This is a genomic window from Pseudohaliea sp. (genome assembly GCF_054552115.1).
In genome coordinates, this window is sequence record NZ_JBTOLW010000002.1 from 137,951 (window position 1) to 161,103 (window position 23,153).

General features: G+C 68.2%; 21 protein-coding genes. 5 read left to right on the forward strand and 16 right to left on the reverse strand.

Going from position 1 to position 23,153, the window contains the following annotated elements; genetic code table 11:
• Positions 1-21: 21 nt before the first annotated feature.
• Positions 22-621 (forward strand): DUF2062 domain-containing protein, encoded by a 600-nt coding sequence (locus tag ACX93N_RS01890; RefSeq protein ID WP_459426690.1) that lies wholly within the window; start codon positions 22-24, stop codon positions 619-621.
• Here the strand turns inward: ACX93N_RS01890 and ACX93N_RS01895 are convergent.
• From ACX93N_RS01895 to ACX93N_RS01950, 12 genes are all read right to left on the reverse strand, one after another.
• Complete coding sequence (locus ACX93N_RS01895; protein WP_459426691.1) at positions 539-1,753, reverse strand: FtsX-like permease family protein; 1,215 nt, start codon at positions 1,751-1,753, stop codon at positions 539-541. The genes ACX93N_RS01890 and ACX93N_RS01895 overlap by 83 nt on opposite strands.
• The gene (locus tag ACX93N_RS01900) at positions 1,740-2,429 is read right to left on the reverse strand and encodes an ABC transporter ATP-binding protein (RefSeq protein WP_459426692.1); all 690 of its coding nucleotides are present in this window, start codon (positions 2,427-2,429) and stop codon (positions 1,740-1,742) included. Before ACX93N_RS01900 ends, ACX93N_RS01895 begins: the two co-directional genes overlap by 14 nt.
• Positions 2,422-3,663 (reverse strand): lipoprotein-releasing ABC transporter permease subunit, encoded by a 1,242-nt coding sequence (locus ACX93N_RS01905; RefSeq protein ID WP_459426693.1) that lies wholly within the window; start codon positions 3,661-3,663, stop codon positions 2,422-2,424. Before ACX93N_RS01905 ends, ACX93N_RS01900 begins: the two co-directional genes overlap by 8 nt.
• A 6-nt stretch (positions 3,664-3,669) precedes the next feature.
• Positions 3,670-3,936, reverse strand: a complete 267-nt coding sequence (nqrM, locus tag ACX93N_RS01910; RefSeq protein ID WP_459426694.1) for a (Na+)-NQR maturation NqrM — start codon at positions 3,934-3,936, stop codon at positions 3,670-3,672.
• A 9-nt stretch (positions 3,937-3,945) separates the two neighbouring features.
• On the reverse strand, positions 3,946-5,025 hold the full coding sequence (locus ACX93N_RS01915; RefSeq protein WP_459426695.1) for an FAD:protein FMN transferase: 1,080 nt from the start codon (positions 5,023-5,025) through the stop codon (positions 3,946-3,948).
• A 32-nt stretch (positions 5,026-5,057) separates the two neighbouring features.
• The gene (gene nqrF, locus ACX93N_RS01920) at positions 5,058-6,281 is read right to left on the reverse strand and encodes an NADH:ubiquinone reductase (Na(+)-transporting) subunit F (protein ID WP_459426696.1); all 1,224 of its coding nucleotides are present in this window, start codon (positions 6,279-6,281) and stop codon (positions 5,058-5,060) included.
• A 12-nt stretch (positions 6,282-6,293) separates the two neighbouring features.
• Positions 6,294-6,902 (reverse strand): NADH:ubiquinone reductase (Na(+)-transporting) subunit E, encoded by a 609-nt coding sequence (gene nqrE, locus ACX93N_RS01925; protein ID WP_350035624.1) that lies wholly within the window; start codon positions 6,900-6,902, stop codon positions 6,294-6,296.
• Positions 6,902-7,564 (reverse strand): NADH:ubiquinone reductase (Na(+)-transporting) subunit D, encoded by a 663-nt coding sequence (locus ACX93N_RS01930; protein WP_459426697.1) that lies wholly within the window; start codon positions 7,562-7,564, stop codon positions 6,902-6,904. Before ACX93N_RS01930 ends, nqrE begins: the two co-directional genes overlap by 1 nt.
• A gap of 1 nt (position 7,565) precedes the next feature.
• On the reverse strand, positions 7,566-8,330 hold the full coding sequence (locus tag ACX93N_RS01935) for a Na(+)-translocating NADH-quinone reductase subunit C (RefSeq protein WP_459426698.1): 765 nt from the start codon (positions 8,328-8,330) through the stop codon (positions 7,566-7,568).
• On the reverse strand, positions 8,323-9,519 hold the full coding sequence (locus tag ACX93N_RS01940) for an NADH:ubiquinone reductase (Na(+)-transporting) subunit B (protein WP_459426699.1): 1,197 nt from the start codon (positions 9,517-9,519) through the stop codon (positions 8,323-8,325). Before ACX93N_RS01940 ends, ACX93N_RS01935 begins: the two co-directional genes overlap by 8 nt.
• Before the next feature lies 1 nt (position 9,520).
• A complete protein-coding gene (locus ACX93N_RS01945) occupies positions 9,521-10,864 on the reverse strand; it encodes a Na(+)-translocating NADH-quinone reductase subunit A (protein ID WP_459426700.1) in 1,344 nt (447 codons plus the stop codon).
• Positions 10,865-11,072: 208 nt separating this feature from the next.
• Positions 11,073-12,542, reverse strand: a complete 1,470-nt coding sequence (locus tag ACX93N_RS01950) for a glyceraldehyde-3-phosphate dehydrogenase (RefSeq protein ID WP_459426701.1) — start codon at positions 12,540-12,542, stop codon at positions 11,073-11,075.
• A gap of 157 nt (positions 12,543-12,699) precedes the next feature.
• Here ACX93N_RS01950 and mfd point away from each other — a divergent pair, with 157 nt between their 5' ends.
• Both mfd and ACX93N_RS01960 read left to right on the forward strand, forming a co-directional pair.
• A complete protein-coding gene (gene mfd, locus ACX93N_RS01955) occupies positions 12,700-16,161 on the forward strand; it encodes a transcription-repair coupling factor (protein ID WP_459426702.1) in 3,462 nt (1,153 codons plus the stop codon).
• The gene (locus ACX93N_RS01960) at positions 16,145-17,437 is read left to right on the forward strand and encodes a CsiV family protein (RefSeq protein ID WP_459426703.1); all 1,293 of its coding nucleotides are present in this window, start codon (positions 16,145-16,147) and stop codon (positions 17,435-17,437) included. The genes mfd and ACX93N_RS01960 overlap by 17 nt, the downstream gene beginning before the upstream one ends.
• Here ACX93N_RS01960 and ACX93N_RS01965 read toward each other — a convergent pair.
• Entirely contained in the window at positions 17,415-18,161 is a 747-nt protein-coding gene (locus tag ACX93N_RS01965; RefSeq protein WP_459426704.1) for an S-methyl-5'-thioinosine phosphorylase, read from the reverse strand. The genes ACX93N_RS01960 and ACX93N_RS01965 overlap by 23 nt on opposite strands.
• A 234-nt stretch (positions 18,162-18,395) precedes the next feature.
• Here ACX93N_RS01965 and ACX93N_RS01970 point away from each other — a divergent pair, with 234 nt between their 5' ends.
• Complete coding sequence (locus ACX93N_RS01970; RefSeq protein ID WP_459426705.1) at positions 18,396-18,710, forward strand: DUF6763 family protein; 315 nt, start codon at positions 18,396-18,398, stop codon at positions 18,708-18,710.
• 82 nt (positions 18,711-18,792) lie between these two features.
• Entirely contained in the window at positions 18,793-19,395 is a 603-nt protein-coding gene (gene lexA, locus ACX93N_RS01975; RefSeq protein WP_459426706.1) for a transcriptional repressor LexA, read from the forward strand.
• A 63-nt stretch (positions 19,396-19,458) separates the two neighbouring features.
• Here the strand turns inward: lexA and ACX93N_RS01980 are convergent, their stop codons facing one another.
• The 3 genes from ACX93N_RS01980 to topA all read right to left on the reverse strand — a co-directional run bounded on the left by ACX93N_RS01980 (position 19,459) and on the right by topA (position 23,080).
• Positions 19,459-19,713, reverse strand: a complete 255-nt coding sequence (locus ACX93N_RS01980) for a hypothetical protein (protein ID WP_459426707.1) — start codon at positions 19,711-19,713, stop codon at positions 19,459-19,461.
• Positions 19,714-19,830: 117 nt separating this feature from the next.
• A complete protein-coding gene (locus ACX93N_RS01985; RefSeq protein WP_459426708.1) occupies positions 19,831-20,298 on the reverse strand; it encodes a hypothetical protein in 468 nt (155 codons plus the stop codon).
• Positions 20,299-20,302: 4 nt separating this feature from the next.
• A complete protein-coding gene (gene topA / locus ACX93N_RS01990) occupies positions 20,303-23,080 on the reverse strand; it encodes a type I DNA topoisomerase (protein ID WP_459426709.1) in 2,778 nt (925 codons plus the stop codon).
• Positions 23,081-23,153 lie beyond the last annotated feature (73 nt).

Consider the following 23,153-nt stretch of genomic DNA (forward strand, 5'->3'; position numbering starts at 1 on the left):
TCCGCAGCGGCCAGGCCGGAAATGCCCAAGAAGACCCTGAAACAGCTCGCCCCCTCCCCCGCCCGGCTCAAGCGCTGGGGTGCCCTCGACCGTTTCGGGGAAGGGATCTACAGCGGCAACCTTTGGCACATCAACCGCTATTCGGCTTCCATGGCTTTCTTCGTCGGCCCCTTCGTGGCTTTCCTGCCCGTGCCCGGGCAGATGCTGATCGCGGCCCTCGCCGCCATCCGCCTGCGCTGTAACCTCCCCCTGAGCGTGGGCCTGGTATGGATCACCAACCCGCTCACGGCCCCGGCGATCATCTACCTCGCCTACCGCGTGGGTGCACTGGTACTCGGGGTGCCGCCGGGCATGCCGGCGTTCAGCCTGAGCTGGGGCTGGCTATCCGGCGAGCTGGGGTCGATCTGGCAGCCCCTGTTGCTCGGCTGCCTGCTCCTCGGCCTGTTCTCGGGCAGCCTCGGCTACTTCGTCATCAATAACCTCTGGCGCTGGCGCGTGGGCCTGCAGTGGCGGCGCCGAAAGCTGGCACGCTCGCTTCCTAGTGGTCGGCCTGGAGCACCGCAGCCGGCGCAAGGCGGGCCGCGCGAAGGGCCGGATAGCAGGCAGCGCACAGGCACATGAGCAGCGCCGCCGCGGCGACCAGCGCGAAATCCGAGGCGCGCGCATCCGAGGGGATGAACGACACCGGGTAGACATCCGTGGCCAGCAAGCGAACGCCGAGGAGCCGCTCCACGGCGGCCACCGCCTTCGGCACGCCGAGGCTCGCCAGGAAACCGATAGCGCTGCCCAGGGCCACCCCGGTCACCCCGATCATGCCGCCCTGCATCAGGAACAGCGCCCCGACCTGCCCCGGCGTCGCGCCGAGCGTGCGCAGGATGGCGATGCTGCCGCGCTTGTCCATGACCACAAGGACCAGCGAAGAGACGACGTTGAACGCCGCCACGGCGATGATCGACAGGAGCAGCACCGTGATCAGCCGGCGCGAAAGCTGGATCGCCTCGTAGAGGTTGCCGTGCGTCAGCGTCCAGTCCGTGAGGTAGAAGCCCGGGGGCAGGAGTGGCAGCAGGTCACGGCGGATCCGCGCGACGTCGAAAAGGTCCGTGGTATGCAGCCTGAGGCCGCTGGCGCCGCCGTCCAGGCCCGCGAGCGACGACGCTGCCGCCAGCGGCAGCACCGCGAGCGCCTCGTCCAGTTCCGTGCCCGTTTCGATGATCCCGGCGAGGGGGTAGGCGCCTGTCTCCGCTACACCCCGGCCGTCGCGGGCGGGCACGAGCAGCGTCATAGTGTCCCCTGCGACGGCCCCCAGGCGCCGCGCGACGGCCGCGCCCAGGTAGAGCCCGTCGCCGCCGACCGGTGCACCGTTCAAGCCGAGGTCGGCGAACTCGGCGAGGGCGACGGGTTCGAGGCCGAGGCCGGCCACCGCCTCGACCTGTCCGCCGGCGATGGCGAGCCCTTCGAAAGCTGCAAAGGGCGTCGCCTCCACAACCGTCGGCTGCGCCAGCAGGGTCTCGGCCAGGGCGCCGGGATCCCGGTCCCCCAGGGCGGCGTGCACGGTGATGTGCGGAACGAGCGAGAGGATGCGCTCGCGCATCTCCCGGTCGAAGCCGTTCATCACCGAGAGCACGGTCAACAGGAGTGCGATCGCCAGTACCAGGCCGATCATCGCCAGCGTGGACATGAACACCGAGAGGTGGCCACGCCGGGCCGCGAAAGTGTGCCGGAGCGCGATGCGCGCCAGCTCAGCGCTGCGCATCGGCCGCTACCAGGTGACCGTCCTCCAGCACCAGCGTGCGATGCATGCGAGCAGCGATGGCCGGATCATGGGTCACGATGATGAACGCCGCCCGTTCCCGGCCCAGGTCGTCGATCAGCGCGAGCACACGCTCGGCAGAAGCCGGATCGAGGTTGCCGGTCGGCTCGTCCATCAGCACGCAGCCGGGCGCGGCAACCAGCGCCCGGGCGATGGCAACACGCTGGCGTTCACCCCCGGAAAGTGCGCCGGGACGATGGTCGACCCGGCTCCCGAGCCCCACCCGCTCGAGCATCGCCCGGGCGCGCTCGAGGGCCTCGGACCGCGCCAATCCCCCGATGAGCAGGGGCATCGCCACATTTTCGGCCGCATCGAACTCGGCGAGCAGGTGATGGAACTGGTAGACAAAGCCCAGGTGCCGGTTGCGCCACCGGCAGCGGGCCTTTTCCGGCAGGCGGTCGAGGGCCTGCCCGGCGACTTCGACGCTGCCGCTGCTCGGCGGGTCGAGGCCGCCTAACAGGTTGAGGAGCGTCGACTTGCCGCTGCCGCTGGCGCCGACAATGGCGAGCCGCTCCCCCGCCGCCAGCGAGAGCTCGACCCCGCGCAGGACTTCCACCTCCCGGCTGCCGTCCCGGTAGACCTTGCCGAGGTCACTGCAGCGCAGCACCGGCTCAGCCACGGCGGAGCGCCTCCGCCGGCGCCACCCGGGACGCACGCCAGGCCGGGTACAGCGTGGCCAAGACCCCCAGGCCCAGGGACGCGGCGACCACTGTCACCACGTCGGACCAGCGCAGTTCCGCGGGCAGGCCGGTGATGAAGTAGACGGCCGGGTCGAAGAGGCGCGCCTGCAGCAGGCCCTCGAGGACAGCGGCGATGCGGTCGACAGACAGCGCCAGCAGGACGCCGAGCACGGCGCCCAGGGCTACCCCGAGGACGGCAAGCGCAGCCCCGTGGACCACGAAGAGCCGCAAAATCGCCGGCGGGTCCGCTCCAAGGGTACGCAGCACGGCAATGTCCTCCCGTTTTTCCGCTACGGACATGACCAGGGTAGCGACAATGTTGAAAGCGGCGACGGCAACCACGCTCAGCAGCAGCAGGCTCACGGTCAGTTTTTCCATGCGCACGGCCCGGAACAGCGAACCCTGGGTGTCACTCCAGGGCAGCGCTCGGACGCCGTGCGGGAGCCCGGCGGCCAACCGCTCGAGGGTCGCCGGCGCCTCGAAGAGATCGGCGGTGCGCAGCTTCAGGCCCGTCGGCGCCCCGGTGCCACCGAGGAGGCGGTTGGCCGTATCCAGCGACACGTAGGCGAGCTTAGCGTCCTGCTCCGCACCGACCCGGAACAGGCCCACCACCTCGAGCCGCCGGCTACGGGGAAACAGGCCCAGGGGGGTAGCGGTAAAGCGCGGCAGGGTCACGCGCACCGAATCGCCGATACTGACGCCGAGCATGCGGGCGAGAGAGGCCCCGAGAACCACGCGGAACGGCGCTTCGTCGAGGGCGTCGAGGCGTCCGGCGACAAGCGTGCCGGGCATGCGCGACACCTCCCCTTCCCGCGCGGTGTCGATACCGGTCAGTTGCACCCCGCGCTGCCCTCGGCCGGCGCCAAGCAGCGCCTTTTCCTCTCGGTAGGGAGCGACTCCGAGCACCGCCGGGTCGCTGGCGACGCGGTCCGCCAGGCTCTGCCAGTCCTCTGCCAGCGCCGGGCTGTCGAACAGGAGGTACCCGTGCGGAACGAGGGCGAGGATCCGCCCCCGGAGTTCGCCGGCAAAGCCATTCATCACGGACAGCACGACGATCAGGCTGGCCACACCGATGACCATGCCCAGCATGGAAACCAGGCTGACGAGGGTGGTGAAGCGGTTGCGCTGGCGGCTGAAACTGTAGCGAAGCCCGATGAAGGCGGGATAACCCACCGGCGGTCAGCGACTGCTGATGTCGCGGGAGGCGGTGTCGTGGGACGCGGCGTCGTAGGAGGCGGCGTCATAGAAAGACGCCTCGCCGGCCTCGCCTTTCTCCTCGTCACAGCGGGCGGGGTCACCGCCGCAGATCTCGCAGGACTGGTTGATGCCGATCGCGCCGAGACCGCCGCAGGAGCCCTTGATCGGCTCGCGGCCGGCCAGCACGCCAACGGCCATGGCGGTGACGACCAGGCCCATGATGATTACCGTCAGCACGAAAACGAGCATTGCAGTCTCCTATTCCTCGCTGCTGCCGGCGAGGTACGGTGCGAAGGCGGGCGAACTGTATTCCTTGAAGCCATCGCCTTCGCGGGCGAGCAAATATACCGCAAGGCCCGCCTCGTCGGCCACTTCGAGCGCGGCCTCGCGCCCGAGCACGGCGAGCGCCGTGGCCCAGCCGTCCGCGACCATGCAGGACTTGTGAATCACCGTAACAGACACGACATCATGGGTCACGGGCGCGCCGGTGCGCGGGTCGATCATGTGCGAATAGCGCACCTCGCCCACAGTGAAAAAGTTGCGGTAATCGCCCGAGGTGGCTATCGCGCCGTCGCTCAGGGCGATGCCCCGGGCCACGGCGCGGGCCCCGGCCTGGGGGCGCTCCACGGCCACGCGCCAGGCGTCGCTGCGCGGGCTCCGGCCGGCCACGCGCATCTCGCCGCCGATCTCGACCAGGTAATTCGCCAGGCCGCGCGCCTCCAGGAGGCCGGCAACCCGGTCCACCGCATAGCCCTTGGCGATGGAAGAAAAGTCGAGGGAGACCGGGGCGCGCTTGCCAAGGCGACGGCTGTCCGGGTTCCAGTCCAGCTTGCTCTGCCCCACGCGGTAGCGTGTTTCCGCCACGGCCGCACTGTCCGGGATGCCGTCCCGGGGCCCTTCCGGGCCGAAACCCCACAGGTCGACCAGCGGGGCGACGGTCACGTCGTAGGCACCACCGCTGGTCCTGCCGATGGCGAGCGCTGCCTCGAGCACTGCCGCAAAGCTCGGCGACACGGTCATGGTTGCGCCCGCCGGCAGGCGGTTGAAGCGGCTGATCTCCGAGTCCTCAAGCCAGGTCGACATGCTGGCGTTGACGGCCTCGAGCTCGGCATCGATCGCGGCTTGCAGCGCTTCCCCGGCCGCGGCGCCGCCCGGCACCGTGAGGTGCCAGCGCGTGCCCATGGTGCGGCCTTCCAGGCGCAGATCCTGCGGCTCGCCCCCGCAGGCGGCCAGGAGCGCCAGCAGCGCCCCCAGGCAAAGGTTCTTCGCATCCTTACGGGGCCACCCGCCACCATCCGTGCCGAGGATCCGCGCAACCCCAAAAAAAAGCGACCGCACAGGGCGGTGGCTCTTCGCGAGCCCCGGCTGCATCAGCCGCCGAAGTCGTCCAGCATAATATTCTCGGGCTCGACGCCGAGGTCCGTGAGCATCTGGATGCAGGCCGCGTTCATCATCGGCGGGCCGCACATGTAGTATTCGCAGTCCTCGGGTGCCGGGTGGTCCTTGAGGTACTCCTCGTAGAGAACATTGTGGATGAAGCCGGTGAGGCCCTCCCAGTTGTCCTCGGGCTGCGGGTCCGACAGGGCCACATGCCAGTCGAAGTTGTCGTTCTCCGCGGCCAGGCCGTCGAAATCCTCGACGTAGAACATCTCGCGCAGGGACCGGGCGCCGTACCAGAAGCTGATCTTGCGCTTGCTGTTCAGGCGCTTGAGCTGGTCGAAGATGTGCGAGCGCATGGGGGCCATGCCGGCACCGCCGCCGATGAAGACCATCTCGGCGTCCGTGTCCTTCGCGAAGAACTCGCCGAAAGGCCCGTACACCTTGACCTTGTCGCCGGGCTTCAGGTTGAAGACCCAGGACGACATGATGCCGGGCGGGATGCCCTCGCTGCCCGGGGGCGGCGTCGCGATGCGGATATTGAACTTCACCACGCCCTTCTCTTCCGGGTAGTTCGCCATGGAGTAGGCGCGGATCGTGGTCTCGTCGCACTTCGACTCGAGGTTGAAGAAGCCGAAGCGCTCCCAGTCGCCGCGGTACTCCTCGTCGACGTCGAAGTCGCTGAACTTGACGTGGTGCGGCGGGCACTCGAGCTGCACATAGCCACCGGCGCGGAAGTCGACGTTCTCGCCCTCCGGCAGCTTCAGGGTCAGCTCCTTGATGAAGGTCGCAACGTTCGGGTTGCTCTCGACCGTGCACTCCCACTGCTTGACCCCGAAGACCTCCTCCGGGACCTGGATCTTCATGTCCTGCTTGACCGCGGTCTGGCAGGACAGGCGCCAGCCCTCGTTGGCCTCGCGGCGCGTGAAGTGGGATTCCTCGGTGGGCAGCATGGCGCCGCCGCCCTCCTTGATGATGCACTTGCATTGCGCGCAGGTACCGCCGCCACCGCAGGCGGAGGCGAGGAAAAGGTCCTGATCGGCGAGCGTCTGCAGCAGCTTGCCCCCGGCCGGGACCGTGATGGTCTTCTCGCCGTTGATCTCGATGTTGACGTTGCCGGAGCTCACCAGGCGCGCCCGGGCAAAGAGAATCACCATGACCAGCGCGAGCACGATGGCCGTGAACATCCCGACGCCGTAGACGATAGTCAAATCCATGTCGCTAGTTCCCTAGATGTCGATACCGCCAAAGGACATGAAGCCGAGGGACATGAGCCCGACGGTGATGAACGTGATGCCGAGACCCTGCAGGCCGTCCGGGACATCGCTGTATTTGAGCTTCTCGCGGATACCCGCAAGGGCCACGATGGCCAGGGCCCAGCCGACGCCGGCGCCGGCGCCGAAGACCACGCTCTCGCCGAAATTGTAGTCTCTTTCCACCATGAACAACGACGCGCCGAGGATGGCGCAGTTCACGGTGATCAGCGGCAGGAACACGCCGAGGGCGTTGTAGAGTGCCGGCACGTACTTGTCGAGGAACATCTCGAGGATCTGCACGATGGCGGCGATCACGCCGATGTAGGACAGCAGGCCGAGGAAGGACAGGTCCATCTCCGGGAGCCCCGCCCAGGCGAGGGCGCCGTCGGCGAGGAGGTAGTTGTAGATGAGGTTGTTCACCGGCACGGTGATCGTCAGCACCACGATCACGGCGATGCCGAGGCCGAGAGCCGCCTGCACTTTCTTGGACACGGCGAGGAAGGTGCACATGCCCAGGAAGAAGGCCAGCGCCATGTTCTCGATGAAGATCGAGCGGACAAAGAGGCTCAGGTAGTATTCCATTACGCGGTCTCCTCAGCGGGCGTGTGGGGCGCCAGGCGGAAATCGGGCTCCTCCACCTGCTTGGCGTCCCAGCTGCGCAGCGCCCAGATAAACAGGCCGATGAGGAAGAAGGCGCTCGGCGGCAGCAGCAGCAGGCCGTTGGGGACGTACCAGCCGCCCTCGGTGGCCAGCGGCAGGATCTCGATGCCCATGAGCTTGCCGGCGCCGAACAGCTCGCGCACCACCGCGACGGCAATCAGCACTACCGAGTAGCCAAGGCCGTTGCCGACACCATCGAAGAAGCTCGGCAGCGGCGGGTTTTTCATGGCGAAGGCTTCCGCCCGCCCCATGACGATGCAGTTGGTGATGATCAGCCCCACGAACACAGACAGCTGCTTGCTGATGTCGTAGGCGACCGCCTTGAGCACCTCGTCCACGAGAATCACCAGCGAGGCGATGATCGTCATCTGCACGATGATGCGGATGCTGCCGGGGATGTGGTGGCGGATGGCGGCGATGAAAAGGTTCGAAAACGCCACCACGAAGGTCAGCGCCACACACATGACAAGGGTCACCTGTAGCGACGAGGTCACGGCCAGTGCGCTGCAGATACCGAGGATCTGCAACGCAATGGGATTGTTCCTGAAAATCGGTGTGGTCAGTGCTTCCTTGACGTTCTGCATGTCAGGCGTCTCCCGTCTTCAGGTTGTCGAGGAAGGGCTTGAAGCCCTGCTCGCCCAGCCAGAACTGGACGAGGTTGGTTACGCCGCGCGCCGTGAGCGTGGCACCGGAGAGCCCGTCGACGCGCCAGGGCGCGTTCGGGCTCTCCTTGTCGACAGCGCCCTTCGCGAGCGCAATCGCGGCCTCGCCGTCGCGGTAGACCTGCTTGCCCGGCCACTGGGACTTCCAGCGCGGGTTGTCCACCTCGCCGCCCAGGCCCGGGGTCTCACCGTGCTCGTAGAAGCCGAGGCCGGCGACGGTGTTGACGTCGGACTCGAGGGCGATGAACCCGTATAGCGTAGACCACAGGCCGTAACCGTGAATCGGCAGGATGACCTTGTCCAGCCCGCCGCCGGTCCCCTGCACGAGATACACCTCCGCGTAGTCGGCGCGCCGGCCGATTTTTGCCGGGTCCTCCTCGAGATCCGTAGAGAGGTTGGGCGACTTGCTCGCGGCGCGCTGGTTGTAGCCGTCCGGCACCTCCGCGGCGAATTCGCCCGTGCGCAGGTCGACATAGCGCGCCTCGATGCGCTGGAACAGTTCGTCGACGGTCTTGCCCTCTTCCAGCATGCCGGCAGCAGCGAGAATGTTGCGCTTGCGGTCGAGGTCCTTGTTGGCCTCCTGCGCCGGCTTGAGGATCACGGCCGCCGTGGAGACCACGATGGAGCAGACGATGCAGAGCGCGAACGCGACCGTGACGATCTTCTTGATGGAGTCATTGCTAGACACGGGCAAGCCTCCGCTTGATATTGGCCTGGATGACGAAGTGATCCATGATCGGCGCGAACAGGTTGGCGAACAGGATCGCCAGCATGATGCCCTCCGGGAAGGCCGGATTGATCACCCGGATCAGCACGGTCATGAAGCCGATGAGCAGACCGAAGCACCAGCGGCCGGTGTTGGTCATGGCGGCGGAAACCGGGTCGGTCGCCATGAAGAACATGCCGAAGGCGAAGCCGCCGACCACCAGGTGCCAGTACCAGGGCATGGAGAACGCGGGGTTGCTGTCGGAGCCCACCAGGTTCAGGAAGCTCGAGAACAGGAACATGCCCAGGAACACGCCGGCGACGATGCGCCAGGAGGCGATCCGCGTCGCCAGCAGCCAGGCACCGCCGATGAGGATGGCCAGCGTGGAAGTCTCGCCGATGGAGCCGGGGATCGCGCCGACGAAAGCCTGCATCCAGCTGTAGCTGTCCTGGAGCCCCGTCATGCCCTGGGCAGCGACCACGCCCAGCGGGGTCGCGCCGGTGTAGCCGTCCACGGCCGTCCACACGGCGTCGCCGGACAGCTGGGCGGGGTAGGCAAAGTAGAGAAAGGCGCGGCCGGTGAGCGCCGGGTTGAGGAAGTTCTTGCCGGTGCCGCCGAACACCTCCTTGCCGATGACGACGCCGAAGCTGATGCCCATGGCCGCCTGCCAGAGCGGCAGGTCCGGCGGGCAGATCAGGGCAAAAAGAATTGAGGTGACGAAGAAGCCCTCGTTGACCTCGTGGCCCCGCTTGATGGCGAAGAGCACCTCCCAGAACCCGCCCACGAGGAAGGTCACCGCATAGATAGGCAGGAAATACAGGGCGCCGAACAGGAAGCAGTCCCACACGCTGGCCGGGTCGTAGCCGCCCAGGGCACCGATGACCGCACCGCGCCAGCCGTCCACGGTGCCGCCGGTCTGGGCAAGGATGTCGTTGGCCTGGTAGCCGAGGTTGTACATGCCCCAGAGCATGGCCGGGAACACCGCCAGCCAGACCGTAATCATGATGCGCTTCAGGTCGATGCCGTCGCGGACGTGGGCCGTGGTGCGGGTAACGGAGGACGGTGAGTACAGGAAGGTGTCCACCGCCTCGAAGAGCGGATAGAACTTCTCGAAGCGCCCCCCCTCCTGGAAGTGGTGCTCGTAGTTGTCGAGGATCTTGCGCAGGCTCACGTCAGCCCTCCTTCTCGATGCGCGTCAGGTTATCCCGAAGGATCGGCCCGTACTCGTACTTGCCGGGACACACGTAAGTGCACAGCGCCACGTCTTCCTCGTCCAGTTCCAGGGCCCCGAGGAGTTGGGCCGTTTCCGTATCGCCGACGATCAGTGAACGCAGCAACTGCGTCGGCAGCATGTCCATGGGAACGACGGTCTCGTAGCTGCCCACCGGCACCATCGCGCGCTCGCTGCCATTGGTGGTGGTCGTCATGGGCAGCGGCCGCGTGCCCAGCAGGCTGCTCAGGTAGATGCGCAGGTTGGAGTGCCGGTCGCGCCCGGGGCTCAGCCAGCCGAGCAGTTCCCGGTCCCGCCCCTCGGCGAGGACGGAGACCTGGTTGTGGTAGCGCCCGAGGTAACTCGTGGCACTGCGGACGCGACGGCCACCGAGGACAGAGCCGGATACGACCCGGTTGTCGCCACCCTTCACCTCACCGGCGACCAGCGCTTCGAGGTCGGCGCCGATGCGGGTGCGCACGAGCCTCGGGCTCTCCACCTGCGGGCCGGCCAGGGCAATGACCCGGTCCGTGTAGAGACGGCCGTCGAGGAACAGGCGGCCAATGGCAATGACATCCTGGTATCCGATATGCCAGGCAGTGCGCTCGGCGGTCACCCCGAGGAGGAAGTGAATGTGCGTGCCTGGCAGGCCGGCCGGGTGCGGTCCGTCGAACTCGGCGCGCTCGATGGTCGCCGCCGTGCCCGCAGGAATGTCCGCGCCGGGCGCTGTGCACAGCCAGGTCTTCCCACCCGTGAGACCTGCGAGCAGGTCGAGGCCCAGGGCAAAGGCGTCGGACTGTTCAGCGATGATAACGGCGGGGTCCGCGGCCAGCGGATGCGTATCGATGGCGGTGACGAAGATCGCGGCGGGCTCCGCATCCAGGGCCGGCACCTTGCTGAAGGGCCGGGTGCGCAGCGCGGTCCAGAGGCCGGATTTTACCAGCGTGTCGCGCACCGCCGGGCCGTCGAGGCTGCGCGCAGCGTCGGCGCTGTGGGCGCCGAAATCCACCGCGTCTTCACCGTCCACCTCGATGACGACCGACTGCAGCACGCGCCTGGCACCGCGGTTGATCGCGCTCACCGTCCCCGCAGCGGGGGCCGTGTAGGTGACACCCGGGGTTTTCTTGTCGGTGAACAGGACATCGCCGAGCCTGACCCGGTCGCCCTCGCTCACTTCCATGGTCGGCTTCATGCCGGGGTAGTCGAAGCCGATGACGGCGACCGCGCGGGCCGGCGGCACATCGTGGATGACCTGCTGGGGTGCGCCCTGGATAGGGATATCCAGGCCCCTCTTGATTTTGATCATGCAAACTGCCTGCGGTTCAAAAAACCAGTGACGTAGGACGCAAACCAAACCGGAAGGGCGCGCCGGGCGTACCCTTACTTGCGGGAGTCCGACCCGCGGGAGGCCGGGAGACGGCAGCGACGCCGCTTCGGGCGCGCGCATTATAGCGAAACGTGCACAGCATGTGCCACTGTCGCGGGGCGCAAATATACCCCGCGGCGCGCCGGTGTCAGTGCTCCTTCGGATAGACCCGGTAGTGAATGCCGGCCATCTGCTCGAGGATACGGTGCACCTGGCAGCTGTAGCCGAACTCGTTGTCGTACCAGAGATAGACCACCACGTGACTGCCGTTGACGATCGTCGCCTGGGCGTCGTAAACGCACGCGGTACGCGAGCCCACGAAGTCCGAGGACACAACCTCCGGGGAGTTGGAGTAGTCGATCTGCTTGCGCATGTCCGAGTGCAGCGCCACACCGCGCATGTACTCGTTCAGCTCCTCCACCGTCGTCTCCCGCCCAAGGGTCAGGTTCAGGATCGCCATCGACACGTTGGGCGTCGGCACCCGGATCGCGTTGCCGGTGAGCCTGCCATGCAACTGCGGCAGGACCTTGGCCACGGCCTTGGCGGCGCCGGTCTCCGTCAGCACCATGTTCAGGGGGGCGCTGCGGCCGCGCCGGTCCGCCTTGTGGTAGTTGTCGATGAGGTTCTGGTCGTTGGTGTAGGCGTGCACCGTCTCCACGTGTCCGGTCACGATGCCGAACCTGTCATCGAGGGCCTTCAGCGGCGGCACGATGGCGTTGGTCGTGCAGGACGCCGCGGAGATGATCCGGTCCGTCGGCTCGATGGCGTCGCTGTTGATGCCGGCGACGATGTTCTTCAGGTCGCCCTTGCCCGGTGCCGTGAGGATCACCTTGGCAACACCCGTTGACTTCAGGTGCTGGCTGAGGCCCTCCTCGTCGCGCCAGACGCCGGTGTTGTCCACGACAATGGCGTTGTTGATGCCGTGGGCGGTGTAGTCGATGCTGTCCGGCGAGTCGGCGTAGATCACCTTCACCTCGTTGCCGTTGGCAACAAAGGACTGGCGCTCCTCATCGACGCGGATGGTGCCGTCAAAGGCGCCATGGACCGAGTCCCGGCGCAGGAGACTCGCGCGCTTGACCAGGTCGTTCGGCGCCTTGCCCTTGCGCACGACCACGGCGCGCAGGCGCAGGCCGTCGCCGCCATCGGTCTTGTCGATGAGAATGCGGGCCATGAGCCGGCCGATCCGGCCGAAGCCGTAGAGCACCACGTCGACGGGCCCGTCCACGGGCTTCTCGGTGCTGCCGATGAGGTCCGCGACCTCGTCGCGCACGTAGTCCTCAAGGCTGCGGCCCTCGCCGCGGTGCTTGTCGAAGTAATCGACGCTGAGACGCCCGACATCGATGTGCGCCGGACCGAGCTCCAGCTTGCCGAGAATATCGAGCACCCGGGAGGTCTCGAACTCCGACAGCTCGTTGCCCTCGACCTGGCGCACGTAGCGGTGTGCCTTCATGATCTCCAGCACGGAGCGGTTGACCATGGCGCGGCCGTAGATGTAGCACTTGACGCTGTTCTCCCGGGCGAGCCGGCCGACCGTGGGGATCATGGCTTCGGCGAGCGCCTCGCGCTCTTTCCAGTCGCGGAAGTAGTCGTCCGGGCGGGGTCTCTTGCGGTCGTTCACGGCTTTTTTCTCCGGGGGTCTCGGCGCGAAGCGCGCATTATCTATTTCCGGCACGGGCGCCGCAAGGAAGGCCCGGCGGGCGCCGGGCGTCCACTCGCTGGAGCGACTGCGGTGAAGCCCTTACAATACTGCGCCCTTTCGGCGCAGCACGTCCCTCATGTTCAAAGACAGGCTCCTCGCAACGCCCTGGCCCGCCCGGGCCGGCTCCCGTACCGCCGCCGGTCCCTTCCCGGGTAGCGCGGGGAGTGCCTGCATCGCCGAGCTCGCCGGCGACGGCCGGCTGCTGCTGGTCATCGCCGAGGACACGCAGGCCGCCCTGGCCCTCGAGCGCGAACTGCCTTTCTTCGTCGAAGCGGGCACGGAAGTGCTGGCGCTGCCAGACTGGGAGACCCTGCCCTACGACCACTTCTCGCCGCACCAGGACATCGTTTCCGAGCGTCTGCAGACACTCTATCGCCTGCCGGCCCTGGACGCGGGCATTCTCATCGTGCCGGTGTCGACGCTCATGCACCGGCTGCCGCCTCGCGACTACGTGCTCGGTGCCAGCCTGATGCTGGAGACCGGCAGCGCCCTCGATATCGACCGCTTCCGCCGGCGCCTCGAGCGCAGCGGCTACCGCCACGTGGAAACGGTCTATGAGCACGGCGAGTTCGCGCTCCGCGGTGCCCTCATCGACATTTTCCCCATGGGCTCACCCCTGCCCTACCGCATCGACCTCCTCGACGATGAGGTGGACACGCTGCGCACCTTCGACCCGGAAACGCAGCGCACAGTGGCGCGCATGGACGCGGTGCGCCTGCTGCCGGCACGGGAGTTCCCCCTGACCAGGGACGCCATCGCACGCTTCCAGCAGAACTGGTTCGAACAGTTCGAGGGCGACCCGGACCAGAGCACGGTGTTCACGGAAGTGAGCGCGGGCCGTGTCCCCGGCGGCTGCGAGTACTACCTGCCGCTGTTTTTCGACCACTGCGAGACCCTCTTCGAGTACCTGCCCGATGACGCCGCCGTGGTCACCGTGGGTCGCCACTACGAGGCGTCGCAGCGGTTCTGGGGCGAGATCGCGGAGCGGCACAGCGAGTACGGCATCGACCCGAGGCGCCCCCTACTGCCGCCCGCCGTGGGCTTCCTGCCGGTCGAGGAACTCTACAGCCGGCTCAGGGGGCACGCAGTACTGGAACTGCGCCTGGACAGCGACGCGCCGGTCCATGTGGCAAGCGGCGCCATGGAGCCGCCGCGCAGTGACGGCAGCAACCGCAGCGAACTGCCGGCGCGGTTGGCCGCGCTCACCGAGAGCCATGACGGCCCTGTGCTGCTCTGCGCCGAATCCGCGGGGCGCCGGGAGGTGCTGCGCGAATCCCTCGCCGCCACCGGCATCGACCCCGTCCCCGTGAACAGCTGGCCGGCCTTCCTCGCCGACCCCGCGCCCCTCGCGATTGCCGTCGCCCCCATCGACCGGGGCCTCTATTTCGGCCCCGGCGAGCCCATGCTGCTGTGCGAGGCCCAGCTCTACGGGACGCGGGTTGCACAGCGACGGCGACGCAAGCGGGAAGCGACCGCCGACACGGACGCCGTCTTCCGCGACCTCAACGAGCTCCGCCCGGGCGCACCAGTGGTCCACCTCGAGCATGGCGTGGGCCGCTATGTCGGCCTCACCAACCTGGCCGTCGATGGTGCCGATGCGGAGTTCCTGACCCTCGAATACGCCGATGGGGCACGACTCTACGTGCCCGTGGCGTCGTTGCACCTGATCAGCCGCTACTCCGGCAGCGAGCCGGAGCTGGCGCCACTGCACCGGCTCGGTTCCGGCCAATGGGAACGGGCGCGCCGCAAGGCGAGCGAAAAAGCCTCGGACGTGGCGGCGCAGCTGCTCGAGGTCTATGCCCGGCGGGAGGCCCGCACGGGCTTCGCGTTCGAACTGCCGCAGGACGACTATGCCCGCTTCGCCGCGGCCTTCCCCTTCGAGGAAACCCCGGACCAGGAAGCGGCGATCGCCGCCGTGCTCGACGACATGCAGAGCGAGCGGGTGATGGACCGGCTGGTCTGCGGCGACGTGGGCTTCGGCAAGACCGAGGTGGCCATGCGCGCCGCCTTCGTCGCCGTGACCAGCGGCAAACAGGTCGCGATGCTGGTGCCCACCACGCTTCTTGCGCAGCAGCATCACAGCTCGCTCTCGGACCGCTTCGCCGACTGGCCCTGGAAGGTGGAGGTGCTGTCGCGCTTCCGCACGGCGGCCGAGGTACGGCGGATCAGTGAACGCATGGCCGCCGGCGAGATCGACATCCTCGTGGGCACGCACAAGCTGCTGCAGAGCGACTTCCGCTTCAAGGACCTGGGTCTCCTGGTCATCGACGAGGAACACCGCTTCGGCGTCAAGCAGAAAGACGCGATCAAGGCGCTGCGGGCGCAGGTCGACATCCTCACGCTCACGGCGACGCCGATCCCGCGCACGCTGAACATGGCCCTCGGCGGCATGCGCGACCTCTCCATCATCGCCACGCCCCCCGCGCGGCGCCTGTCCATCAAGACCTTCGTCCGGGAGCAGAGCGCCGCCCTGGTCAAGGAGGCCGTGCTCCGCGAGACCCTGCGCGGCGGCCAGGTGTTCTACCTGCACAACGAGGTGCGCACCATCGAAGAGACGGCGCGCAAGCTGCGGGAGCTGCTGCCGGGTCTCTCCGTCGCCGTCGCCCACGGCCAGCTGCGCGAGACGGAGCTCGAGCGGGTGATGGCGGACTTCTATCACAAGCGCGCCCACGTGCTCGTGTGCACGACCATCATCGAGACCGGGATCGATATCCCCAATGCCAATACCATCATCCTCGAGCGCGCAGACCGCTTCGGCCTCGCCCAGCTGCACCAGCTCCGGGGCCGCGTCGGCCGGTCGCACCACCAGGCCTATGCCTACCTGCTCTGCCCGCCCCGCTCGGCGATGACCGCCGACGCCGCCAAGCGCCTCGACGCCATCGAGGCCGCGGGCGACCTCGGCGCCGGCTACCAGCTGGCCACCCACGACCTCGAAATCCGCGGCGCCGGCGAACTGCTCGGCGACGAGCAGAGCGGGCAGATCCAGAGCGTGGGCTTCGGCATGTACCTCGACATGCTCCAGCGCGCGGTGGCCGCGCTGCGCCGCGGCGAGCTGCCCGACGTCGACGCCCCCCTCGCGGCGGGCACGGAGATCAACCTCCACGTGCCGGCGCTGATTCCCGAGGACTACCTCCCGGATACCAACACACGCCTCGTGCTGTACAAGCGCATCGCCGCGGCCGGGAGCGACAGCGCCCTCCGCGAGCTGCAGGTGGAGATGATCGACCGCTTCGGGCTGCTGCCGGATCCGGTGAAACAGCTGTTCACCATCGGCCGCCTGCGCGTGGCCGCAGAACCCCTGGGCATCAGCAACCTTGAGCTCGGCCCGGAGGGTGGTACCATCGATTTTCGGGAATCCACTGCTGTCGATCCCATGACTCTCGTCACTCTCGTACAGGGCGACCCCGCCGGCTACCAGCTCGCCGGCGCCACGCGTCTCCGCATCCGCGCCCGGCTGCCGGAGCCCGCGCAACGCGTCGCCCTGGCGGAGAAGCTCCTCGACCGCTTTGCCGCCGGCGTCAATGCGCCTGCTGCCTGAGCGCCTCCCGGCCCTCGCCCTGGCCGCCGCCCTCGCGACGCTGCCCGCCCTGGGCGAGGAGGACGCCCAGGCACCCCCCTGGTATCGCGTGGAACTGCTGGTCTTCCGCTACCTGGACGCGGCCGCGCTGGAGGCCGAGGCCTGGCCCGTCTATCCGGAGACCGCCTACCCGGAGCGCTTCCGCTTCCTGGTCGACCGCGCCCTCGCCGACCGGCGCCTCGCCGCTCACCCCGGCGCCGAAAGCCGCATCGACGACCGCGGCCGGCAGCGGCTGCGCCTCGCGCCGCCGGCCGTCGCACCGGACCCGAACGGGCCACCGCCGGTCGTGCCGGACCTGCTCACCCTGCTGCCCCTCGAGCCCGAGCGGCCCGACGGTCACGTCGGCGCCGCACAGCCGGGGGATCCGAACGACCCCGGGACCGCGCCCGATCCGAACACCCCGCCCCCGCTGCCGCCCGCCTTCACCGCCCTTGATACAAGGGCACTGCCCGCCGCACGCCTGGCCCGCGACGACGGTTACGAGGTGCTCTGGCACCAAGCCTGGCTGCAGCCGCTCACCGCCGAGGCCGACGCGATCCCCCTGCTCCTCGATCGCTCCGGGGATCCTGACCAGGCGCCCTGGCCGCGGCTCCAGGGCAGCGTGCGTCTCTACCTCTCCCGCTACCTGCACCTGGAAACGGCCCTCTGGCTCAATACCGAAGGCAGCTACCTGCCTGAAGGCTGGCAGGCCGATGCGCCGCCCCTCGCCCCGGCCTCCCTGGCCCTGGAGCCGGCGCCTCTCCCGCGCCGGGACCCGGCAGAAGCGCTGCTGGCCGGCGAGCCGCCGCGCCCGGACGCGCACCTGGCGGAGGGCACTCCGACGCGGGATGGCCCGCCGCGGCCGGGCCCGGAAGGGGAGGAAACCGCAGACGCTCAGCGGAAGGGGCTCCTGCCCGGGGAACCAGGGCTGGCGGCACGCGCGGCAGGAAGCGCGGAACCGGGCGCGGGGGGCGATACACCAGGAGCGGAGCCGGGTGCGAAGAGCCAGCGCCTCCCGGAAGACCCGAACGCCGCCGGCGGCTGGCCCTGGCGTCACAGCATCGTGCTAGAGGCCGAGCGGCGCATGCGCAGCGAAGAAACGCATTACCTGGACCATCCGCTCTTCGGCGTGGTCGTGCGCCTCGAACCGCTGGCGCCCGCGGAACTCGAGGCCCTGGGCGAGCAACTCGCGGACCCGGCCTGGGCCGAACGCCACGGCCGCGAAGGGGCCCTGCCTAGACCCGACGACGCGCCGTGAGGAAGGCGCGCAAGAGCGCCGCCACAGCACCCGCCTCCCGGGCCAGCACCTCGCCCATCGCCGCCAGCGTGAGCGGCTGATCGTCCAGCCCGGGGGCCGCATTCACGACCATGCAAATGGATGCATAGGGCAGCTCGAGCTCCCGGGCCAGTGATGCTTCCGGCATACCGGTCATGCCCACCAGATCGCAGCCGTCCCCCCGGAGCCGACGGATTTCTGCAGCCGTCTCCAGCCGCGGCCCCTGCGTGACGCCGAGAACGCCGCCGTCGCGACAGGCAATCCCCGCTTCCTGCGCGGCCATGAGCAGTGCCCGGCGCAGTGCCGGGTCGTAGGGCTCGGTGAAATCGCAGTGGCGCACGGGGCTGTCACCCCCGTCGTCTACCGTGTGCTCTCGACCCCAGGTGTAATCGATGAGCTGGTCCGGCAGCACCAGCCGCCCCGGGGTGCAGGCCTCGTGGATACCGCCCACGGCATTGACGGCGACCACGGCGGCCGCTCCCAGTTCGCGCAGCGCCCAGAGGTTGGCGCGATAATTGATGCGGTGCGGTGGCAGGGCGCGCGGCTTGCCGTGGCGCTGCAGGAACAGGACCGGCACGCCTTCGACAGCCCCCTTCTCGACCGGTCCGGAGGGTGGCCCGTAGGGCGTCTCGGGCGTCTCGCCGCCGGTGGGCTCGAAGCCGGCCAGCTGGTCGATGCCCGTCCCGCCGATGATCGCGACGCTCACCGCACCACCCGGGCAGGCTTAGACATTTTTAGCATGACACTGGGACAGACCACGGAGCTTCTCCTATAAGCGGGTGCCGCCGCCTGTCCGAGGCGACGCACAGGTTCCTGATTGTAAAAGGAAAAGGGCCGCTCCGGGCGCACCATCGGCGCCGGTCGGCACGCCTCGGGTGCCGTGCGTTGTTCGTGGACAGCGGCCCCCCACCTGCTAACTTTCTGAGAGGAGGACGATAGCATGACTCTTCACAGGCCGGCCATCGGCCAGTGGTACAAGGAAGCAGAGAGCGCCGCCCTGTTCGAGGTCGTCGCCATCGACGAGCACAGCGGCGGCATCGAGGTGCAGTACCTCGACGGTGAGATCGCCGAGTTCGATAGCGAAAGCTGGGGGGAGCTGGTTCTCATCCAGGCAGTGGAGCCGGAGGACTGGCGCGCCCCCTTCGAGCTCAGCGACGAGGACGGCATCGACCCGGACGAACCGCTTCACCTCGGCTGGGGCAACCCGGTCAACAGTATCGAGCCCGAGGGTACCTGGGAACTCGAGGACTACTGACGAGCGGGGCCCGACGGGTGCCTTGCAGGTTGCACGCTACTGTATATAATTCCAGTGGTGTACGCATGCACAGGACAGCCCCATGGCCAAGCTTACCGCCCGCCAGCAACAGGTCCTGGACCTGATCCGGCGCCACATCGACGACACGGGCTACCCGCCCACCCGCGCGGACATCGCCCGGGAACTCGGCTTCCGTTCCGCCAACGCCGCGGAGGAACACCTCAAGGCGCTCGCCCGCAAGGGCGCGATCGAAATCATTCCCGGCGCCTCCCGGGGGATCCGTCTGCCGGAGGAGCGCGGGCTGCCCATCGTCGGTCGCGTCGCGGCGGGCAGCCCGGTGCTCGCGGAGGAACACATCGAGGATTACTGCGAGCTGCCGGCGGATTTCTTTCGCCCCGCCGCCGACTATTTTCTTCGCGTTACCGGCGACAGCATGGTGGGGATCGGGATCCGTGACGGCGACCTCCTCGCCGTGCACAGCACCAGGGTGGCCAGCGATGGCGACGTGGTCGTCGCACGCCTCGATGACGAGGTGACGGTGAAGCGCCTGCGCCGCGGGCGGGAGCGGCACCGCCTGCAATTACTGCCAGAAAACCCGGATTACACGCCCATCGAGGTGGACCTGCGGGAACAGGCATGCGTGATAGAGGGGCTGAGCGTGGGGGTTGTGCGCCGCGGCACCTGAAGCGCCGGGCCGGGTGGGGAAGGGGGGGAAGGTGGCGCGGCACTTCCGTGCAGCGCCGCTGCGTCAGTGCAGGACCCTGGGGGTTTCCTGCTCGACTTCCTCCTCGATTTCGACCTCGGCCTGGTCCGTGAGTTGGGCCGTGGCCTGGATACCCGCCTGGATCATGGCCTTGGCCACCTCCAGGCAGTGATCCATGACATACATGCGCGATTCATCGGAAAACTGGATGCGCAGGAGCGGCGGGGCATCTTCCCCGGCCCGTTGCAGCACGACTTCCCCGTTCCCCAGATCGACGATCTCCAGCAGGGATGTGGACACTCGGCAGACCTCGTTTGCGCAATGTGTACGTCAATGGTAACAGTGTCCCGGAGGTGGGCCAACACGCCCCTCCCTCGCCGTTCCCTGCCGCCTTCGCTGCCCGAGCCCGCGCCCGTGTCAGCTTTCTTCCAGCGAATCGTTCATCCGCGCCAGGGTCTCTGACAGCGCCCGGTGCCAGGCCCGCGCCTGCGCCGGGTCCGGCATGCCCCGCTCGGCGGCGAGGAGATTCCCCGGCATCCGCGACCGCACCGGCAGCGTCGCCGGAAGCGGCGCCAGCAGCGCGGCGAGCCAGCCCTCCCGCTCGAGTTGAGCGAACTCGCGCAGCTCTGCGGGCAGGGCCTTGCCCGCCGCCGGCTCCGGGAGTTCATCACAACAGCGGGGGGGCGGACCGTCCGCCTCACCGGTGGGGTCCAGCACCGCCAGCAGGTACCAGCCGTAGGCCGCCAGCAGCTGCTCGCGCACCCCCGGCGCATGCGCCGCATCGAGGAGATCGGCCGGCGCGGCGCCCGTCGCGCGCTGCGCCTCCCAGCCGTCGATGAGCAGGCGCGCCAGGTACAGGTGGTGGTTGGCACGGCCCCGGGACACGGCGTCAGCGGCTCCCGGAACCGGTTTTGGCTTTTGTCTTTGCTTTTGTCTTTGCTGCTGTCCGGGCTTTGCTGCCGGTCCCGGCTTTGGCCTTTGCCTTTGCCTTTGCACCGGGCTTGCGCTTCGCTGCCGCTTTCCTGCCGCCGGCCCCGCTGCCCTCCTCGCCCTGCCAGCGGCCGTCGCGATAAAGCGCCTTCCAGCCCGTCGCCTTGCCGTCCACTTCGGTCATTACATACTGCTCACGATTCTTGCGGCTGTAGCGAACCTGGGTGCGGTTGCCGGCGTCATCCTGCGTCGGCGCCTCGAGGATGTAGGCGTACTTCGGGTCGATCTCGCTGCCGTGGGGGAGCAGCTCGTCGACGAAGGGCGCCCGGGTTTCGCGGTTGCGGGGGAACTGGCTCGCGGCGAGGAACAGGCCCGCGGCGCCATCACGCAGCACGTAGTGATCCTCGACCTTCTCGCAGGGCAGCTCGGGCATGGGTACCGGGTCCATCTTCGGCGGCGCAACTTCGCCGTTGCGCAGCAGCTTGCGCGTGTTCTTGCAGCCCTCCGCAGTGCAGCCGAAGTACTTGCCGAAGCGCCCCGTCTTGAGCTGCATCTCGGCACCGCACTTGTCGCACTCGATCACGGGGCCGTCATAGCCCTTGATCTTGAAGCGGCCCTCCTCCACCTCGAAGCCCGGGCAGTCGGGGTTGTTGCCGCAGACGTGCAGCTTGCGCTTTTCGTCGATGAGGTAGCTGTCCATGGCGGCATTGCAGAGCTTGCAGCGGTGCTTGCTGCGCAGCAGCCGGGACTCGGCCTCCTCGTCCGCATCCTCGCGGATGGCCTCGTCCCCGGGGATGAGATTGATCGTGTTCTTGCAGCGCTCCTTGGGCGGCAGCGCGTAACCGGAGCAGCCGAGAAAGACACCGGTGCTCGCCGTACGGATCTGCATGGGCCGCCCGCATTTGTCGCAGCCGATATCCGTCATGGTCGGCTCATTCGGCTGCATGCCCTCCGGCTGCGCCTGCTCGGCACGCTCCAGGCGGGAACGGAAGTCGGCATAGAAGCGGTCGAGCAGTTCGCGCCAGTCCAGCTCGCCCTCGGCGATCTCGTCGAGGTGCTCCTCCATGGTCGCGGTGAAGTTGTAGTCCAGGAGGTCGCTGAAGCTCTGCTGCAGCCGGTGAGTGACGATATCACCCATCTTCTCGGCGTAGAAGCGCTTGTTCTCGAGGCGAACGTAGCCGCGGTCCTGGATCGTCGAGATGATCGAGGCATAGGTCGACGGGCGCCCGATACCGCGCTTTTCCAGTTCCCGCACGAGGCTCGCCTCGCCGTAGCGCGGCGGCGGCGTGGTGAAGTGCTGCGAGGGTTCCAGCTTGAGCAGTTTCAGTTCGTCACCTTCGTCGACATCGGGGAGCACCGTGTCCTCGCCCTTGCGGCCCGTGGGCGGCAGCACCCGGGTGTAGCCGTCGAAGCGGATGATGCGGCCCCGGGCGGCGAGCTCGTAGTCGCCCGCGGCGACGGTGATCGTGGTAGAGGTGTATTCCGCCGCCGTCATCTGGCTGGCCACGAACTGCCGCCAGATCAGCTCGTAGAGACGCTCCGCGTCACGCTCCATGCCCGACAGCATGGCCTGGGTGACGTTGACATCCGAGGGGCGGATCGCCTCGTGAGCCTCCTGCGCACCCTCCTTGGAGGCATACTCGCGCGGCTGCTCGGGCAGATACCGGGCCGGGAAATTCGCACCCAGGTAGTCCCGGCAGCTGGCGACGGCCTCCTTGCTCAGATTGGTGGAGTCCGTCCGCATGTAGGTGATGTAGCCGGCCTCGTAGAGACGCTGGGCCAGGGTCATGGTCTTCTTCACGCTGAAACCCAGCCGTGTGCTCGCGGACTGCTGGAGCGTGGAGGTAATGAAGGGCGCCGGCGGGTTCGAGCGGGTCGGCTTGTCCTCCCGGGCCTTCACCCGGTACCCCGCCTCCGCGAGGGCGTCCCGGGCGGCCATGGCGGCCGCCTCGTTGGCCGGGCGGAACTTCTCGCCCCGGCAGCGGCGCACCTCGAACCGGGCGGGGTCAGCGTCCCGCGCCTCGAGATCCGCGTGGATTTCCCAGAACTCCTCGGGCACGAAGGCGCGGATCTCGCGCTCGCGCTCGACGATCAGGCGCACGGCCACGGACTGCACGCGGCCGGCGGAGAGCCCCCGGGCCACCTTGGCCCAGAGGAGCGGCGAGACCATGTAACCCACAACGCGATCGAGGAAGCGGCGGGCCTGCTGGGCATTCACCCGGTTCGTATCCAGCTGCGAGGGGTGCTCGAAGGCCTCCCGGATCGCATTCCTGGTGATCTCGTTGAAGACCACGCGCTGGTAGCGGTCGTCGCCGCCGCCGATGGCTTCGCGCAGGTGCCAGGCGATGGCCTCACCCTCCCGGTCGAGGTCAGTGGCGAGGTAGATGGCATCGGCTTTCTCGGCCAGCTTCTTCAGCTCGCTCACGACCTTTTCCTTGCCCGGCAGGATCTCGTAGCGGGCCTTCCAGCCGTGCTCCGGGTCGATACCCATGCGCCGCACCAGCTGCTCCCGGTTCTTCTTCTTTTTATAGGCTTCCTTTTCATCCGGCGACATCTTGCGGGTTCGCGCCGCCTGCGCTGCGCGCTCCTTGGGGTCGACGGACTGCTTGCCGCTCCCGGAGGTCGGCAGGTCGCGGATGTGGCCCACGCTGGACTTCACCACGAAATCCGGCCCGAGGTACTTGTTGATGGTCTTGGCCTTGGCAGGCGACTCGACGATGACGAGAGACTTTCCCATGGTGGTCCGGTGTTACCTCAGCGTGGGCGGCCGACCGGTGGGGACGGCGCAAAGGGGGGCATATATAAAGGCC